The sequence below is a fragment of the Arenibacter echinorum genome, assembly GCF_003259375.1.
GTDB lineage: Bacteria > Bacteroidota > Bacteroidia > Flavobacteriales > Flavobacteriaceae > Arenibacter > Arenibacter echinorum.
The window spans coordinates 742,625-760,071 of sequence record NZ_QLLN01000001.1; the positions used below are offsets into that span (position 1 = coordinate 742,625).

The 17,447-nt window shown below is 43.0% G+C and carries 10 protein-coding genes; 1 reads left to right on the plus strand and 9 read right to left on the minus strand.

Going from position 1 to position 17,447, the window contains the following annotated elements:
* Window positions 1-48: 48 nt before the first annotated feature.
* Window positions 49-1,503 (plus strand): sulfatase family protein, encoded by a 1,455-nt coding sequence (locus LV92_RS03175; protein ID WP_111622175.1) that lies wholly within the window; start codon window positions 49-51, stop codon window positions 1,501-1,503.
* Between the two features lie 154 nt (window positions 1,504-1,657).
* Here LV92_RS03175 and LV92_RS03180 read toward each other — a convergent pair whose 3' ends face one another.
* The 9 genes from LV92_RS03180 to LV92_RS03220 all read right to left on the minus strand — a co-directional run bounded on the left by LV92_RS03180 (window position 1,658) and on the right by LV92_RS03220 (window position 17,396).
* On the minus strand, window positions 1,658-3,358 hold the full coding sequence (locus LV92_RS03180; protein WP_111622176.1) for a GMC oxidoreductase: 1,701 nt from the start codon (window positions 3,356-3,358) through the stop codon (window positions 1,658-1,660).
* Between the two features lie 447 nt (window positions 3,359-3,805).
* Complete coding sequence (locus tag LV92_RS03185) at window positions 3,806-5,563, minus strand: sulfatase family protein (protein WP_111622177.1); 1,758 nt, start codon at window positions 5,561-5,563, stop codon at window positions 3,806-3,808.
* A 59-nt stretch (window positions 5,564-5,622) separates the two neighbouring features.
* Window positions 5,623-5,865 carry a hypothetical protein gene (locus LV92_RS03190; protein ID WP_111622178.1) on the minus strand — a complete coding sequence of 81 codons (243 nt, stop codon included), beginning with the start codon at window positions 5,863-5,865 and terminating at the stop codon, window positions 5,623-5,625.
* A gap of 10 nt (window positions 5,866-5,875) precedes the next feature.
* Window positions 5,876-6,838 carry a ThuA domain-containing protein gene (locus LV92_RS03195; RefSeq protein ID WP_111622179.1) on the minus strand — a complete coding sequence of 321 codons (963 nt, stop codon included), beginning with the start codon at window positions 6,836-6,838 and terminating at the stop codon, window positions 5,876-5,878.
* A 264-nt stretch (window positions 6,839-7,102) separates the two neighbouring features.
* Complete coding sequence (locus LV92_RS03200) at window positions 7,103-10,624, minus strand: sulfatase-like hydrolase/transferase (protein ID WP_111622339.1); 3,522 nt, start codon at window positions 10,622-10,624, stop codon at window positions 7,103-7,105.
* 524 nt (window positions 10,625-11,148) lie between these two features.
* On the minus strand, window positions 11,149-11,952 hold the full coding sequence (locus LV92_RS03205) for a 3-keto-disaccharide hydrolase (protein ID WP_111622180.1): 804 nt from the start codon (window positions 11,950-11,952) through the stop codon (window positions 11,149-11,151).
* 3 nt (window positions 11,953-11,955) lie between these two features.
* A complete protein-coding gene (locus LV92_RS03210; RefSeq protein WP_111622181.1) occupies window positions 11,956-13,185 on the minus strand; it encodes an FG-GAP repeat domain-containing protein in 1,230 nt (409 codons plus the stop codon).
* Between the two features lie 2 nt (window positions 13,186-13,187).
* Window positions 13,188-15,869: a c-type cytochrome gene (locus tag LV92_RS03215; protein WP_111622182.1), complete on the minus strand. Its 2,682-nt coding sequence runs from the start codon at window positions 15,867-15,869 to the stop codon at window positions 13,188-13,190.
* A gap of 33 nt (window positions 15,870-15,902) precedes the next feature.
* Window positions 15,903-17,396 (minus strand): RagB/SusD family nutrient uptake outer membrane protein, encoded by a 1,494-nt coding sequence (locus LV92_RS03220; RefSeq protein ID WP_111622340.1) that lies wholly within the window; start codon window positions 17,394-17,396, stop codon window positions 15,903-15,905.
* Window positions 17,397-17,447: the final 51 nt, after the last annotated feature.

Below are 17,447 nucleotides of genomic sequence, written 5' to 3' on the forward strand. Positions count from 1 at the left end.
AACACCATCTTTTTTTATACATTCGAATATTTTTAAAATAGAATATCAATGAAATACAAAGTTCAAATAATCTTTCGTCAATTGCTGATCTTGGTCTGCACCCTTGTTACAGTTATCGCCTGTAACGAAAAGAAGGCCGAAGAAGCTCAAACCCCCACCAAGCCAAACGTATTGGTGCTATTAACGGATCAATGGCGGGCACAGGCCACTGGATATGCGGGTGATCCCAATGTAGATACCCCGCATCTGGATAGTTTGGCGGCCATAAGCGTCAATTTTAAAAATGCGGTTTCCGGCATGCCCGTATGTTCTCCATTTAGGGCGTCGCTTTTGACCGGGCAACGCCCATTGACGCATGGGGTCTTTATGAACGACGTACAGTTGGATACCAATGCGGTAACCATTGCAAAAGTGTTCAACAAGGAAGGATATGATACCGGCTATATCGGGAAATGGCATTTGGACGGACATGGAAGGTTACAGAATGTTGCCCCAGGCCAAAGAAGGCAGGGATTTCAATTCTGGAAAGGAAACGAATGTACCCATGATTACAATGAATCCGTTTACTATGACAACGATGACCCCGATAGAAAAATTTGGGACGGCTATGATACCTTTCAACAAACCGATGCTGCCATCGACTATATTGCGGAACGAAAGTCGTCCAAGAATCCGTTTATGATGATCCTTTCCTATGGTACTCCGCACGCGCCATACCACACGGCACCACTGGAATACAGGAACCGATTTGATCCGGAAAAGATCCAACTACGCAAAAATGTACCGGATAGTCTTCAGGAACGGGCAAAAAAGGATCTGGCAGGTTATTATGCCCATATAGCGGCATTGGATGATATGATCGGCAAAGTGATCAAAAATCTAAAGGAATCCGGGCAATTTGAAAATACCATCATTGTATTTACGGCAGATCACGGGGATCTCTTGGGCTCCCATGGCGCCTATAAAAAACAGCAACCCTACGAAGAATCGGCCAGGGTACCCATGCTTTACTATATTCCTGAAAAATTAAAGATCGCTGCTGGAGAACGGGACGCTTTAATGAATTCCGAAGATATTATGCCCACCCTTCTAAGTTTGTGCAATATTGCCATCCCCGCAACTGTGGAAGGCTTAGATTATAGGCCTTATATGGAAGGGAAAGAAAATATAGGACACGCTACCTTGCTTAGCTGTGTGCAACCTTTTGGACAATGGAACAAAGTGAAACATGGTGGTCGGGAGTATAGGGCCATAAAGACCCTTCAATATACCTATGCCCGGGATTTGAACGGGCCCTGGTTGCTTTTCGACAATATCAATGACCCTTACCAATTGTTCAACCTTGTAGGCAATGAGGGCTATAGGACCTTGCAGGACGAATTGGAAAAACAGCTATCACATCGATTGAAAGAAACCGGGGATGAATTTCTTCCGGGAATGGAATACATTAAAAAGTGGGGATACCCGGTTGATGAAACTGGTACCGTGCCCTACACCAACTAAAATATAAAAACACGGTAATTTGAAAAATGCGGGCCAAGGTCCCGCATTTTTTGTTTAACCCAAAAAGAAAGGTTTTTTCTATTTACAGTATCGAAATCTTTTAATGGAAGTAAGTTATTATAACCGGAATGGACTCCAGTATCCCTTTACAGGATTATAAATTCATTTTCTTCAATTCTGCAACAGCGTGATTAGCCGCTCTTGCTGTCAATGCCATATAGGTCAATGAAGGGTTTTGGCAACCTGTAGAGGTCATACAGGCACCGTCAGTAACATATACATTGGGAACCTCATGGATTTGGTTATATTTATTTAAGACCGAAGTCTTAGGGTCCCTGCCCATTCTGGCAGTGCCCATCTCATGTATTCCTCCGCCCATAAAGGATTCTCTTTTGTTGGCCCTTACCTCTTTAAAACCGGCGTTTTCCAGCATTTCCTGCGCTTGTTCTATCCAATCTTTTTTCATGAGCTTCTCATTTTCTTTGAACTCGGCATCAAAAACAATAGTGGGCAGGCCATATTTATCCAGTTTATCATAATTGAGGTACATATGGTTCTCATGATACGGTAATACTTCTCCGAAGCCGCCGAGGTTAATTCGCCATTCTCCCGGTTTAAACATGACCTCCTTAAGTTCTTTTCCATAGACATATTCAGGGATGACTGTACTAAAATCATTGCGGCCGGCACCACCCTGATACCCATAACCCCTAATGAAATCCAAATTTTTGGAATTACCGTTTATGTTTCTAAACCTGGGTATATAGAATCCGTTGGGTCTTCTTCCTTTGTAATACTTATCGTCATATCCGTCAATTCTTCCACTGGCACCTCCACCCAGTTGATGGTCCATAATGTTATGGCCCAATTCCCCACTTGCATTACCCATTCCGTTGGGAAAAACCTCAGATTTGGATTGCATTAAAATGGCTGTGGAAGCCATGGATGAGGCACAGAGAAAGACAATTTTCGATCTAAACTCCATCACTTCCTTAGTGTTGGCATCAATAACTTTTACACCGGTAGCTCTCTTTTTATCCTTATCGTACAGCACCTCGCACACAATAGAATCTGGCCGAATGGTCATATTCCCTGTAGCTTCCGCCATTGGCAAGGTAGAAGAATTTGAACTGAAATAGGCACCATAAGGGCAGCCTCGCTTGCATCGGTTTCTGTACTGACAGTTAATCCTTCCAGCTCCGGGTTTGGTGCCTTCGGTAATATGTGCCACCCTTCCAATGGTTAAAACCCGATCTTCGTAATTTTCTGAAATGCCTTTTTTAAAATGTTCTTCCACACAGTTCAACTCCATCGGCTTCAAAAACACGCTATCGGGCAATTGGGGGAGGCCCAGCGCCTCACCGCTAACCCCAATATGTTTTTCAACATGGGCATACCAGGGCTCAATATCTTTATAACGTATGGGCCAATCGACCCCAATACCGTCTTTGGCATTCGCTTCAAAATCCATATCTGACCAACGATAGGTTTGTTTTCCCCAAATCAAGGAACGGCCACCTACCTGTGTGCCCCTTATCCAGTCGAAACGTTTTGCTTCATCATAATCATATACCGAATCGTCATTAAAAAAATGCCTTGTTGTTTCATCGAAACCCCAACGGGTTTGCTTGGGATACTTGGCCTTTATTTTGGCAGGAGTCTCCCCAGCATTGGGCAGATCCCAAGGATCTAGATTCATGGTGGGGTAATCTTGGACGTGTTTCACCATTCTTCCACGTTCCAAAACCAGGGTTTTGAGACCATTCTCGCAAAGCTCTTTTGCTGCCCATCCGCCACTTATTCCAGTTCCCACGACAATGGCATCAAAAGTATTTGTGTTCAATTCTACTGACATTCTCTTTAATTAAGTATTAAAAGTAACCCCTCTCACAGGCCAAAAGACAGTGTGAATGGGCAATCCGATCATTGTTTCAATCCTTTTTTCATACTAGTATAACGTGAATTCGACATAAAAAATAATTGCAAGACATTGATTTCGAGTAAATTAAAAAATTTTTACTGTCCCCTCGAGCGGAGTCGAGAGGTTATTGTACTATAACGATTTTTAATTGAGGTCTCTCCCGATAACATCGGGATGCACCTGCTTACTGTAGGCAGGCTCGACCTGAAAAAATTATCATAAATAACTCATTAACAATTAAATATAAATCTAACTCACGTTGGTATATATACCAGATATGAAAAAGGCATCTAAAAATAGTATTTAGAATAAAAGAACGTATCCTGCACTGTACTGCAATTGCGTGTTGAAATTAATACAGAATTTTGTAAATCTTATAATTTATTCCGTGATTGATTCCACTGTTTCACCAGGCACATATCCAATCCTATAAGCTTGAGCGATTACCTTACTTCCTTCTGGAATTTCAAAAGGGTTTAGATAAACGGACCATACTTCTGTAGCAGCACTATCCTTATCTACTATTTTATACCCTATTGAAGCCCCTTGGGTAGCACAGTCAATCGTAATTTTGTTGTTTGCTGAGGTTATTATGGGTTCTGATGTTATTGGTTTGGTTTCGGCCCCATTCCAGAGCTTGGATATCAATTCCTTCTCCGGAAGGTTGGGCACATCCCCAATTTGTTGTAGCCATCTATCCATTTCGGTCCGTAATTCTTCCATTTTTCCACTGTAATCCGGGTTTTGGGCCAAGTTGTTCAATTCGTACGGATCGGTAGTACAATCATACAATTCCTCCGGATCTTTCTGTTCCCTAAACCAGAGTGCTTGTATGCTATCCAATGTGCCTTCATCACGCATACGCAATAATTCCTGCATGGTGGGTATGCCTTCCCTATATACCACAGGCAAATAGTACCCTTGTTCTGGCCTGTAATTTCTAATATATTTAAATCGGTCATCCCTTACGGCACGGATCGCATCGGTAAAACCATCAAAACGATCCGCTGCAGCATGAATATATTTGCGCTCTTTTTCTGCCTTATATTTCCCTAAAAAAGCCTGTCCTTGCATATAAGAGGGAGGCTCTGTTCCTACAAGGGATAGCAGTGTAGGCGCAAAATCAACAAAACTGAGCAGTTGGGTATCTTTGGTTCCGGCAAGTTGCTTATTGGGGAAACGCACAATCAAAGGGGTGTTTAATCCGGAATCATAGATCAACCGCTTTTCCCTAGGCAATGGTCCGCCATGGTCTCCGTAGAAAAAGATGATGGTATTTTCCAATAAGCCATCGTCCTCCAACTGCTTTAAAACGGCCCCGACCTGCTTGTCCATTTCGGCTATATTGTTATACAATTTCCACATATCCCTACGTACTTTGGGTGTATCCGGAAGGTAGGGAGGAATATCAAAATCTGTGTCTTTTGACAAGTGTACTGGGGTTTCTTCTTCCGTCAATCGATCGGCACCCCATTTGTACCTTCTGTCCCCTTCATGATAATGCCTTGTTTCCGCCTTCCTAAAACCATAAGGCTCAAACAGTCCCGACTCATGGGTGTCCGTAAAATTGAATACAGAAAAGAAGGGTTGGTTTTCATTGCGATTGCGCCAATGGGCATAGGCACTACTTTCGTCCCAGCCCGTTTTAGGGGCTTCAAATTGATAATCTTCTTTATTATTGTTGGAGCAATAATACCCGGTCATCCGTAGCAGTTCACTAAACATCCGAGCTTGCTGTGGGGGCACTGCCCCGTATGAGGGCAAACCGGTAACCTCGGTATAGGATGTGGTACGCATATGGTTGGCCCCAATACTGGAAGGGTACATCCCCATAATTAGGGCAGCCCTACTCGGAGCACACACTCCTGAAGTTGAATACAAATTTGGATATACTACTCCTTCTGCGGCCAAGCGACTCAAATTAGGTGTCACAATAGTGGAATCACCAAAAGAGGGAATGTAGGACCCCATATCTTCCGTTACCAACCACAAAATATTCGGTCGCTCAGGTAATTGGATTTCGGTTGATATTGCAATTTCTTTTTCACTGTTCTTGGGGCCGGTTTGGCAACCGACCAGCAGTATTCCAAGCAAGTAAATAATTACTGAAGGTCTGGTATTTGTGTTAAATAAATTCATTTTATCTGCCAATTTTATTTATAGTTAATGGTTGTTTTAAGTACTATAGGATCCCCAAATCATATCGCTGTTTTGTTTTTGCCTTGCCCCTTTTTTTTATAATTGGGCGGAAGATTTTTTACCGAAGGTTCAGGTACCCCTGTCCACACTTCCCATTGTGATAGGGATTCATCCAAAAGTAGAGACCATTCCTTTGATGTCACCTTTTTTTTGGAGGTGTCAACGTCATTTTGGCTAAAAAGCTTTGGATTGGTAAAGGCGATTATAAATGCTAAAATTAAAGTTGATATTATTTTCGGCACAGGATATTATTTAATTGCTTTTAAGCTTAAATATGCGTTGACCAGGTTCTTGCGCTGTTGGAAAATCAGCTGGAATGTCTTGTGTTACCTTGGCTGATGCCGCCCATTCCGTTCCCCGTAGAAAGGAAACTATAAACCCAACGTTTTCAAAGGAATCGGTATCGTGCCCCAAAGCGTTATGAAATATACGTCCCTTGCCGTAATCGATGGTCATAAGTACCGGTTCTTGTCGGTCTGTAGGGGCATTGTTGCTTTGGTCCTTGCCAGTGGCCAATACCGTCATATTTTCGGCCGGACCGCGTAATTTGGCATAGCATTCATCTATACCGGTCATCCACACCTTTGGCATCCCCTTGGTTATGGGATGTTCGGTATTTTGAAGAGTAACCGGAAAATTGTGGCTGTCCCCGTGCGCACCGGCAGCACCTTCCGAGGTGTCTATCACCTTATTCCCCAAGTTGTCAAAATAAACGTAAGGGCCGTCTTTTTCTGTTCTATCGCCCCAACCCCCCAAACCGATCATTTGGTTATAAGCTTCCCATTCAGGAAAGGAGTTATTTGCTGCGTGGACACTTACAAATCCACCTCCATTCCTTACAAAGGCTTCAAACGACTTTTGGGTTTCGCTGGGCCAAGGTGCTGCCTTCCATCCGAAGTTGGAAACAACCACATCATATTTGCCAAAATCCGGATTAAACGCCGGGTCGGTTTTGGGCTGTTCTAAAATTTCACTTTCTCCTGTTTTTGCAAGGGGTAAATAATCTTTCTCCCGTTCTGCCTGCCATAGATATTGGGTGCGCTGTATATCAACCTCAAAAAGACCTGTCTCTTCAAGATATTGTTTCATCATTATGGTCGATTTTGGCCAAACAACATGATTGTTTTGACCATCAACGATAAGCACTTTCATTTTGCTTTGCGCAGTAATGGAGAGTGACAATAGGAGTAGGAGGTAGGTAAGATAGAATTTCATGACTTTGTTGGTATATTAAAGTTACAAGTTACTGATTGCTTATCGGTCTGCAGGATTTTCAATAAAATTCAACAATTTTTTTTACATCATGCACAGTGGCCAATGTAAATCTGCCATTTGCCTCATTAAAATTGATATGGATAGGTCATAGTCTTGTGCGCGCAACACAGATCCACTTATGGCAAACTGAACCAAAAGATGTAATGCTAAGCTAAACTTAATTTGTTCTTTGTAATTCCTAACCGAATTCTAGTGTCAATTTATCTAAAAAGAATTAATAACCAATTTTATCTCATGCTTTCCAGGCTCCAACCTTACAGAGCCAAAGGCCGATGCCACTTTCTTACCATTGTGCATCAGTTCCTTTCCGGGTGCTGGAGCCACTTCAAATTCCGCAACCATATTGGCAGGGATTTCAATGTTGTACAATTGCAATCTAGGATTAGCGTAGGTATAACTTGCTTTAATGGTTCCTTTAATAGTCGGCACTTCTATACTGCTATTCTTTAAATCGCCCATCTGAGGTTTAATGGAGGCAATGCCAAAACCAGGGGTTTTAGGTTGAATTCCCCATAGTCCACGAGGAATAGCATTGGCCGGTACGGCCCCCCATGCATGGTTCCAATCGAGATTATTCTTATACTTTAAATCCCATGCTTCCAAGGTTATTGTAGAGCCAATTCGGATCATATTGTACCAACTTCTGTCGCTGGTATCGGTCAAAAGGTCCAGGGCATAATCTTCGGCGCCTGCATTGTAAAGACCATCCATTAAATATTGTGAGCCATATACACTACAGGCCATTCCCCTCGATTTTACAAATTCAACCACAGAGCCTATATGTTCTTCGGGAACCATATTAAATGCCAGGGGCATCATATTGGCATGTAAAGAGGCGTGGTCTGTACCGATGCCATCAATATAAATTCCTCTCTTGGCATCGAACATTTTTTCATTGAAGGCTTTCTTTGCCTTCAAAGCCCTTAATTTAAAATCCAAAGCTTCTTGGGTTTTACCTAGCACCTCGGCAAATTCGGCCATGATTATCATGTTCTGGTAATAAAATGCGTTCACTACCGTATTGTAGTCCTTAAAAACGTAACCGTCGCGCTCACCTTTGTTAGTAGGATCGCCACCCCAGCCTGCAGAGGGCCAATCCACAATATCCCTAAAAGTTTCCTCCATAGTTTTTGGAAATCCAAGATTGTCCATTAATTCCGGGGTCATCTTGGTAGAGGTAATCAATCCATCTTCGTTGGCGAGCTCATAAAGGGTTTTATATTTTAACTGATCGTAGTATTTCTGTATAAGTTCGGTATTGCCAGTGTACATATAATCCGCATGGAACATTAGTGCCACATGTTGTTGCCATTCGGTAGGCCATGTGGGATGTTCCATGAAATATTCAATGGTCTGTCTGGCAATGGCATATTCGCGATCGGTAGTATAATGGCTCAATTGGTTCAAATAGGCGTCGGCCTCATAGGGAATTCGTTCCCGGTCCCCATCTACGTAGAGTCCGTTAAAAGTAGTGGCCTTGATGGAGTACTTGCAAAGATCCCAAATCTGATTCAAAATATCATTGTTACTGCTAAAACTGCTGGAATCATCCTCCCAATAACTGTGATGGGCAAGTTGTGTAAAATTTTCAGCGGTCATGGGTTCTTTGGCCCCTTCCACTTCTGCGTATCGGAAAGGCAATAAGACTGGAAAACCTTCCGGCAGCGGCAGTGCTTTGCCTGGCAGGGTGTTTCTCTTGTCAGCTTTTATCTGAAGTTGATATTGGGTTTGTTTGGGCGTTACCGGTACTTTAATTTCTTGATACCTGATATGGCTCTTTTCAAAGGGTTTCCTGTTGATATTTTCTCCCTCCAACTGTTCCCCGATTCGGAAAGTAAGGGTGTGGGCGGTTTTGGCCTTATAGGTGAAATCGATGGTAGCGAAGGCCGCTTTCCCAAAATCGACAAAATAAGTGTCGCCTCTTTTTTCGAATAGGACCGGCTTTATTTTATCTATTTGAAAACTGTTGGGTGTTGTTATGGTTGCTTTGGGGCTGCCCATAGTGAAGGGTTGGGTTTTGGAATATCTGGATAGACGATTGTCCTGATCCCATATACGCACTTTCCAATAGTAGGTTTCACTACTTTTTAGCTGGGTTCCCCCGTGTTCTATTTCTGTTGAGACATTGGATCTTATTTGCCCACTGTTCCAAACATCTCCTATGTTGTTATCTATCTTTTCCTTAGTGGAAGCTACCAGTAATTGATAGGCCGATTGTGTAACAGCGCCTTCAGGTACTACCCAACCGTATTCCGGCTTGTCATCAATAATGGTTACCCCGGCCGTGTTTCTAATCCATTCAACAATTAGGTTGGAAGGACCTTTGGAATAATCGTCCGAAAGTTCAAGTAAAAGGCTGTTGGTTTTTTTTCTAAAGGATTCCAGTTTATCGGCATATTTTGAATCTTTAGCAAGGTTGTTGATCTCTTTTGGATCATCTTTTAAATTATAAAGTTCCTCAAAGGACTGGTCATTTACATAACGGAAGTATTTCCAATCTTTGGTACGTACCCCTTCACTAGGTGGTATATTCTCAAATTCCCAAAGATGTTCTATCAAAATGGTATCCCGTTCAAAATCGGTTTTGGGATTTTTAATGATGGGCATTAGGCTTTTGCCCTGCCATCCTTTAGGTTGTGGTATCCCGGCCAGGTCCAGTAAAGTGGAGGGTACATCAATGTTCAATGCCAAGGCATCATTGTCTTTCTGCTTTTTTAAACGCGGGTCGAACACAATTAGGGGCACCCTTATGGAATTATCATATAGCAACCATTTTCCGGCAAGCTGGCGTTCTCCCAAGAAATAGCCATTATCGCCCATCAAAATGATTACGGTGTTCTTATCAAGTCCCTTTTTCTTTAGCTCCTCCCTGATCTTGGCAATTTCCCTATCTATGCCCGAAATCATCCTGTAATAACCCTTTACGCTATGTTGGTATTTTTCGGGAGTATCGTACCGCCAAGTCCAGCGTAAACGGTTAAAGCCATCGCGTACAAATTTGGGCTGTGCCTCAAAGTATTTGTCTTCCCCTAGCTCAGGTCCGGGCATTTCCATGTTCTGAAGCAAAGCATCGGATTCAGCTTGCCAAAAATATTGATCCACAGCATTGTCATGGGCATGGGGTGCACTAAAGCTCAACGAAAGGCAAAATGGTTTATCGGTTTTGGCGTCGGCAATATAATCTATAGCCTGTTGACCCGTATATCGTGTAAGGTGCACCGTATCTTTGCCCAAGGTCTTATAATAATATCCTCTTCGATCAGGATAGGCACCATTCCGGTCATAGGATTCGTAAACATCGAACTGTTGGTCCAGCTGGTCATATCGTACTCCATATTTCCCAAAAAAACCAGTGTGGTATCCATTGTTCTTTAGAATGGTGGGATAGGAGTCAGCCATATAGCTATCCCTAATATTTCCAGTTTGAAAATTGTAACTGTGGGTGCGCTCGTAAAGCCCGGTCAGTATGCTTGCCCTACTGGCCGCACAGATGGGGGTTGTTACAATGGCATTCTTAAAATAAGTGCCTTCTTGGGCCAATTTATCCATTTCCGGAGTGGAAATGAGTTTGTTGCCTGCATAACCCAAGGCATCAAAACGTTGGTCATCCGTTAAAATAAAGATGATGTTGGGTTTGTTGGTTTGCTGTGCTTCTGTTATTTTTTGTGCGTTTAGTGGCAGAGCGCAAACGTAAAGGAGTGCAACAACAATAATTCTTATTTTCATCAATCGGTGTTTTTTGTTTTTAATCGGCAGCACTAATTTGCCAGTTGTTATTTGGTCCATAAATTAAGCTATATCAAGTCTGTCATCAAAGAAAAGTAGTTTTCCTAGGCATTGGAATTGAAACTCCAATATAAGAAAACAAGGTATTATAGCGATTGAAAATAGACTTCATCAAACTTAATCTTTATGTAGCCATTACCTATCCTGTGCTGTCCTGTCCACAAGTAAATTTCTCACTAAGTGATATTAAGCACCCAATACCTCTCGACTGCGCATGTCTTCCGCAGGCAGGCTCGAGGGGACAGCAACATTACCCTGAACAACTCATTCACCAATAAAGATCGATCTAACTCACTTTAAATAGTTAGAGTGGAGGAGTGGACTTCCTTTGGGCAACAAAGAAAAAGGGATGAAAATTTATATTTTCATCCCTTCTTTTAATAGTGAACTTTTCAAGCTTATAACAAAAACCCAACAATTGATGGTCGGGCCTAGAGCTTCATGAAAAGAAGAAATTATAAATGCTATAAATTCTTCAATTTGATATTTCTATATTCTACCTTCATAGGTGGGCCAACATGCACCTGAACTCCCAAATACCCTGAAGATGTGCTGTTAACGGTATCATCGTCGATTACCTCGCTCATGAGAACCCCATTGATGTAATGCTGTAATTGGTTTCCTTTGATGATAAGGTGGGCTTCGTTCCAATCTTCACTTTTGATCTTTGTCTTTAGCTCGTCCGAATCCCCAAGTGATTCCAAAATCTCCCTACTCTGCCAGGCATTCTGTGCCACATTGGCCCTTAAGGACCCGGGTGCATCGGGATTTTCCTGAGTCGTTATTCTGGCCTTTTCACCTCTATAGGCCAAAGTAGTACGTTTTTTCTCCTCATAGTTCTGTCCGGTATATCTTATTTTTCCATCAATATCGGCCTGATATCCCTTTAAAGCAAAAGGAATGGTATCCACTTTATCGCTGCGGTAATTTATACCACTGTTCCCTGCTTCCGCTATGCGGAATTCGAGCTTAAGCTCAAAATCTGCAGGTTGTCCGCCTTGCCAAATAATAAAGGTGTTGTTCTTCAATAAGGTAGTTGGGGTTACCTCACCTACAAGATTGCCGTTCTCTACCCTCCAATAGTTGGGATCTCCTTCCCAGTTATCAAGTGTCTTGCCATCAAAGATCTGTACAAATCCGTCCTGTTCCGCTGTGGCCACAGCCACTTCCTGCTGTGGTGCGTTTTCTTTTTTCTCCTTACAGGACTGTAGGCCAGCAATTGCAAGCATTACTAATATATGTGGCTTAAATATTCTTTTCAATTTCATTATTTACTGTTTTATAGGTTCGTTGTAATAAATGTTAAGGCCGTCCTTTCCGGCCACAATAATATCTTGCATTCCGTTATTGTCCACATCGGAAACACTAAAATAAACTCCGGTTCCCTTTCCGCGACCATAGGGTCCATAATCAATAACTTGTTTACTAAAATTCTCCCCGTTCCACTTGAAATAATAAAGTCCAAGTTCATCGTTGCCACCGGGGTCTTTTCCATTATGGGCACGGTAGCGCTTACCTGTTATTAGTTCATTTTCCCCATCCTGGTCAATATCTGTCCATTCCATACTGTGGTACTGTGAATTATAGGGGTCAATGGCGTGTTTTATCCATTGGGTTTTTTGTTTCTTGGCAGCGGGTTTTTGTTCGTACCAAGATAGGCCGTAATCATGTCCTTGGCCAACAATAAGATCCGAAAGGCCATCCTTGTTTACATCGGCAACTATTATGGGAACACTTGCGGTGCCCAATTCAAAATCATTATGCATTTTCCATTCTCCTGTAAAGGTATCTTCTGGTGCTTGCAACCAACCTTTGGCTACAATTATATCAGTAAGTCCGTCGCTGTTTATATCGCCAAATCCAAGACCATGTCCATGCGGACCAAAAATCGAGTGTTTGCTGAGCATTCCTGTACCTTTTTTATTGCTATCCAATTGCAATCTATAAATTACCAAGGAGTCATTGGGAGTATTGGGAACTATTTCTATGATGCCGTCTCCATCCAAATCCCAGGAACGTGTACTTTCAATATTACCCGCTTCGGCTATCAAATGTTCCTGCCATTCACCGGCATCACCAGGATTTTGTTTCCAAACCAATTGTTTCCCGAACCAGCCACCGGTAATGAAGTCCATTAGGCCATCCCCATTCACATCCAAGGGAATGGTGGAAAAATCATCATAATATTCGCCGTAACGTTTTGCCGAACCTATATAGTGACGGGTTTGAAACTCAGGTCCTTTGTACCAATAAGCTCCAGAGACGATATCGACAAGATTGTCGTTGTCCACATCGAATACCCCAACCGTTTCATAGCTTTCGGAAGCAATCTGATGCTTGGCAAACTTTAAGGGTTGCGGTTGTGCAAACAGGAAAGCAGCTGTTAGTAAAAAGACCGCGTTTATAAAAAACGCTGCACCGTTTAAGTTAATAGCGTTTAACTTAAACGGTGCAGGTCTTTTTAACCTGAAAGGATTGTTCAGTGCAATTAAATTTGCCATTACTAGTTGTTCGCCCCTTTTTCGGTATAAATTGGATTTTCAGGATTTCCACCGGCAACCAAATAGGCCAATAGGTCCTTCACCTCTTCTTCGTTGAGCCTATTGATGGTTCCTGGGGGCATCCAGGATATTGTGGAAAGTTTGGTGTCCACAACTTGGTCCTTGGGTACTTCCCGGGTTTGATCAGGTGCGTATGGATTTTGCGAGACAATATAATTTTGTTCCGTCTCGTTCATCAATCTTCCAACGATCGATTTTCCATCCTTCAAGGTGTACACAGTGGTATTATATTGGTCCGAAATTACATCGTTGGGTTCAATAATAGCCTTGAGTATATCCTGGGGCGAAAAACGGGTCCCCAATTGTGTTAGGTCCGGGCCAATATTCTCTCCTTCGCCCTGCATAGAATGACAAGTGATACAGGTGGTAGCCGCGAACATACTTTTACCGTATTCAAAATCCCTACCCTTTAGGCCATCGGCTACTAAGGGTTCTATTTCTTCTACCTCCCAATTGTGGCGTGGGCCTTTTGGCTGAACTGTATTCTCAGCCAAATCGTTGCCTGAACTGGACAAAAGATCTGCCCCCGACATCTTATCGTAAAAATCGAACTGATCCTTAGGTACATGGGTCAATGCCTTTTTTCTGGCCTTGTCTATGAAACCGATATAGCTTCTTCCCGCCTTAAATGAAAAGGCCTTGTTGAACCACATAAAATACTTTTCACGAAGTTCTGGGGTCCATCCCTTGTCGACATCCTCCAACACCATTCCGTAATAGGTATGCTGGGCAGGAGGCATATTTTTCAAGGTTAGGGCTATATCCATACCATATTGTGGATTTCTCAAAATAAGGTCCGAAGCGTCAGTGGCCGTATTGGCCATCACATCCACATTCTCCCCTGTATTTGATTCCAACAGTGCCAATGTTTTAGAAGCTACGGTCGGGTCGTCCAGATAGGCAAGTGTTTTGCTGAGCATTTGGTTCAATACATCTGTAGTCGCCGGATATTGTGGCGAAAGATAATCGATGACCTTGTTCTTAACAGATGTTCCTGGTACCCCAAAACGGGACAAAGTAAGCTCGAAAGCCCGTAACTGGGCCACTTGTTGTTGGGCAGTAAGCTTGGAGTAGTCTACCCCCAATAGGGCATTGAGCATCTGGTCTTGCTGTGATTTGTTGCCATGTCTGGCCAAGGCTATAATTCCCTGTGCCAAGGTAACCGGATCTTTTTCGGAAAGCACCTTGCCCTGCCATTCTTTGACTGGCTGGTGCTCCACCGCAATACGTGCCGCATATTGGATAAACCTATCCGCGTTGTTCAGATATGGCCATGCAAAATCGACCGCACCACTCTTTGGACCCGTATGATATTCTTCCAACTGTCTTCTAATCTTATTCCCTTCGGTAAGTTCCGATGCCTTATTGGCAGGTGCTACATCCTCGGTTCCGGTATAGTGCACCCTGTAAAGATCGGAATCCAATCTTCGTCCTCCGGTCATAAAATACATGGCACCATCAGGTCCTATAACTCCATCGGTCAAAGGAAGCGGGATCCCAGATAAAAATTCTTCCCTCTCTCCATCATAGGAAGATCCATTGGCCTTTAGATGAATGGCATAGATGATACCGAAACTCCAGTCGAAGGCATAAATGCTCTTTTGATATTTCTCAGGAAATTTCGCCCCTCTACCATAAACCACATTGGTGGGAGATCCCTGTCCAATATTTACTATAGCAGGAAGATTGTCCGGATATGCCGGGGACCATTTTCCGTTCCCTGTTCTCCACCCAAATTCGCTACCACTGGTAACATGGCAGATACGGGTAGGACGGTACCATGGCATTCCCAAATCCCATTCCATGTCCGAATCGTATACGAACATGTCCCCTTCATCGTTAAAGTCCAGGTCAAATGGATTCCGGAAACCGGCACTTATCAATTCCCAATTCTTCCCTTCCGGGTCTATTTTTGCTATCCATCCCCCTGGGGCACCGCGATCATTGGCATGGCCGCGGGGATCCTTAACTTGGGGGAAGAGATTGTCGTCCTGCCAAACCTTGGGCAGGCGATAAGTATCCATTTCAGGAAGATCGGTATGGTTACCAGCAATGACGTACAGGGATTCCCCGTCCGGGCTAAGCACTATACTATGTGGACCGTGCTCGCCTGCTCCGTTCAATGCCTTTAACTGGGTGATCTTGTCATATTGGTCATCGTTGTCCGTGTCCTGTAAACGATAAAGTCCACTGCCCTTCTCGAATTCATCATCACCACGATGGTTTACCATCACATAAAGGCTGTTAAAAGCGTAGAGCAGTCCTTGGGCATAACCCATTTGGATAATCGAATCGGCCACGGCCTCCCCGGTTTGTATCCTAAGTTTTTCAATCTTAGGGGTTAGGACATCAGATCCGATGGCAGGGAGCTCCATGCGATATAGCGTACCGTATTGGTCGGCTGTTATCAGTCGATCTTTGTTATCGAAGGCCATGGCTACCCATGAGCCCTGGTCATTATCGGCGGGACTATAAAGGTGTTCCGCTTCAAAGCCCGGCTGTAATTTCAGCTTCGCCAATTTTGGAGGAAGCTCTTGGCCACTTGCAGTTTCCATTTTCTTGGAATCCTCACAAGATACGGACAAAAGCATTGAAAAAATAAGTACGGCAACTAATCTGGTCATTATCTTTAGTTTTTAATTTGGTCCCTAATATAATTAGAAATTAGGATTTAACGACGATTCTGAGGCCGGAAGTGCATATCGTTCAGTAATGTTGGTAAAAGCATTACCTCTTGGTTCTGCACCCACAGGGTAGTAATAGTCAATTGGATTGGCCTTTATTCTATTCCCATAAGCGGTTATCACGTTTATAGCGCGACCGGTTCTTACCAAATCGAACCATCTTTTGTTCTCAAATGCAAGTTCTACCCTTCTTTCATTAAAGATAGCTTCTCCCAAATCCCCGGAATAATCCCCTAATCCGGCGCGGTCACGTACCTCCTTTAGGTAGTCCGCTGCACCTGCTTTACTCTGTTCCTCAAGTGATTCGGCCAATAATAATAATACTTCCGAATAACGATACACTGGCCAGTTCATACCATGGTTTCCATTTAAGGCGTGCGGCTCTACATACTTCTTAATGATCGGATAGATACCATCTTCCCAAAAACTCTCACTGGCAGTAATGTACATTATTGAAGCATCCTTCCTTAAATCCCCATCTTCATAGGCTTCGATAATATCTGGTGTGGGTATATTGTTACCTTCACCGTTAAGTGGTTGGGGATTGGATGTGCCAGTTACTAAACCAACTTCTTCGGCAGTAAGTGGTCTTGGTAGAAAGTTGTATAAAAAACTTCCATTAAGTCCGTCGGCACCTTCCCGATATTGGATTTCAAAAACCGACTCCATATTGTTCTTGTTGTCGCTATTCCCGGAAAAGGCATCTTCATAATTGGGCATTAGCATATATTCCTCACTATCCACAACTTGCTGTAACACGGTTTCAGCCTCGCCCCATTGCTTACGTACTACATAAACATTTCCTAAAAGAGTTTGAGCGGCACCGGAGGTTGCCCTACCAGGCTGTTGCTGTGATTTAAGGGGTAATAAGGTAATAGCCGCTTTGGCATCCTCGATAATCTGTCCATAAAGCTCATCTTCCGAAGCAAGAGGTAATGCTGCTCCTTCGCGGTCCACTACCGGTTCAAGATGCAAAGGTACGCTACCAAAAAACTGTGCCAAGTCAAAATAGGAATAGGCCCTTAAAAAAAGTGCTTGACCTTTTACGTTTGCTTTCACAGCCGCATCAATATCGGCCTCATCTATGGTTGCCAAAATCTGATTGGCCCTAGCAATAACTTCATAATAACTAACATAAACATTATTTACATGGGAGTTTGCAGTTATACCTCCATCACTTGGTATGGAGTGGTCGGCAATATCCTCTTGGTTGTCTGTAGCTCCGAAAGCGGTGTTACGTGCGTAATAGGTATTGTCCGAGTGCATCTCGGCCAAATAGGGTTTGGATGCATTGTTGATGCCGCGTAGGGGCACATAGGTCCCATTAATGGCTTGTGTAAAATCCTCTTCCGTTTTAAAGAAAGTAGGTACACTTAACGAGTCTTCTGGGAAAATCGTTAATTCCTTGTCACAACTGCTTGCCAGAAAACCTAACATTGCTGCGATTAAATAGAATATTTTTTTCATTTTTTCTGTTTTAAAATTTGTCGAAAGTGAAATAATTTTTGACATAGTAGT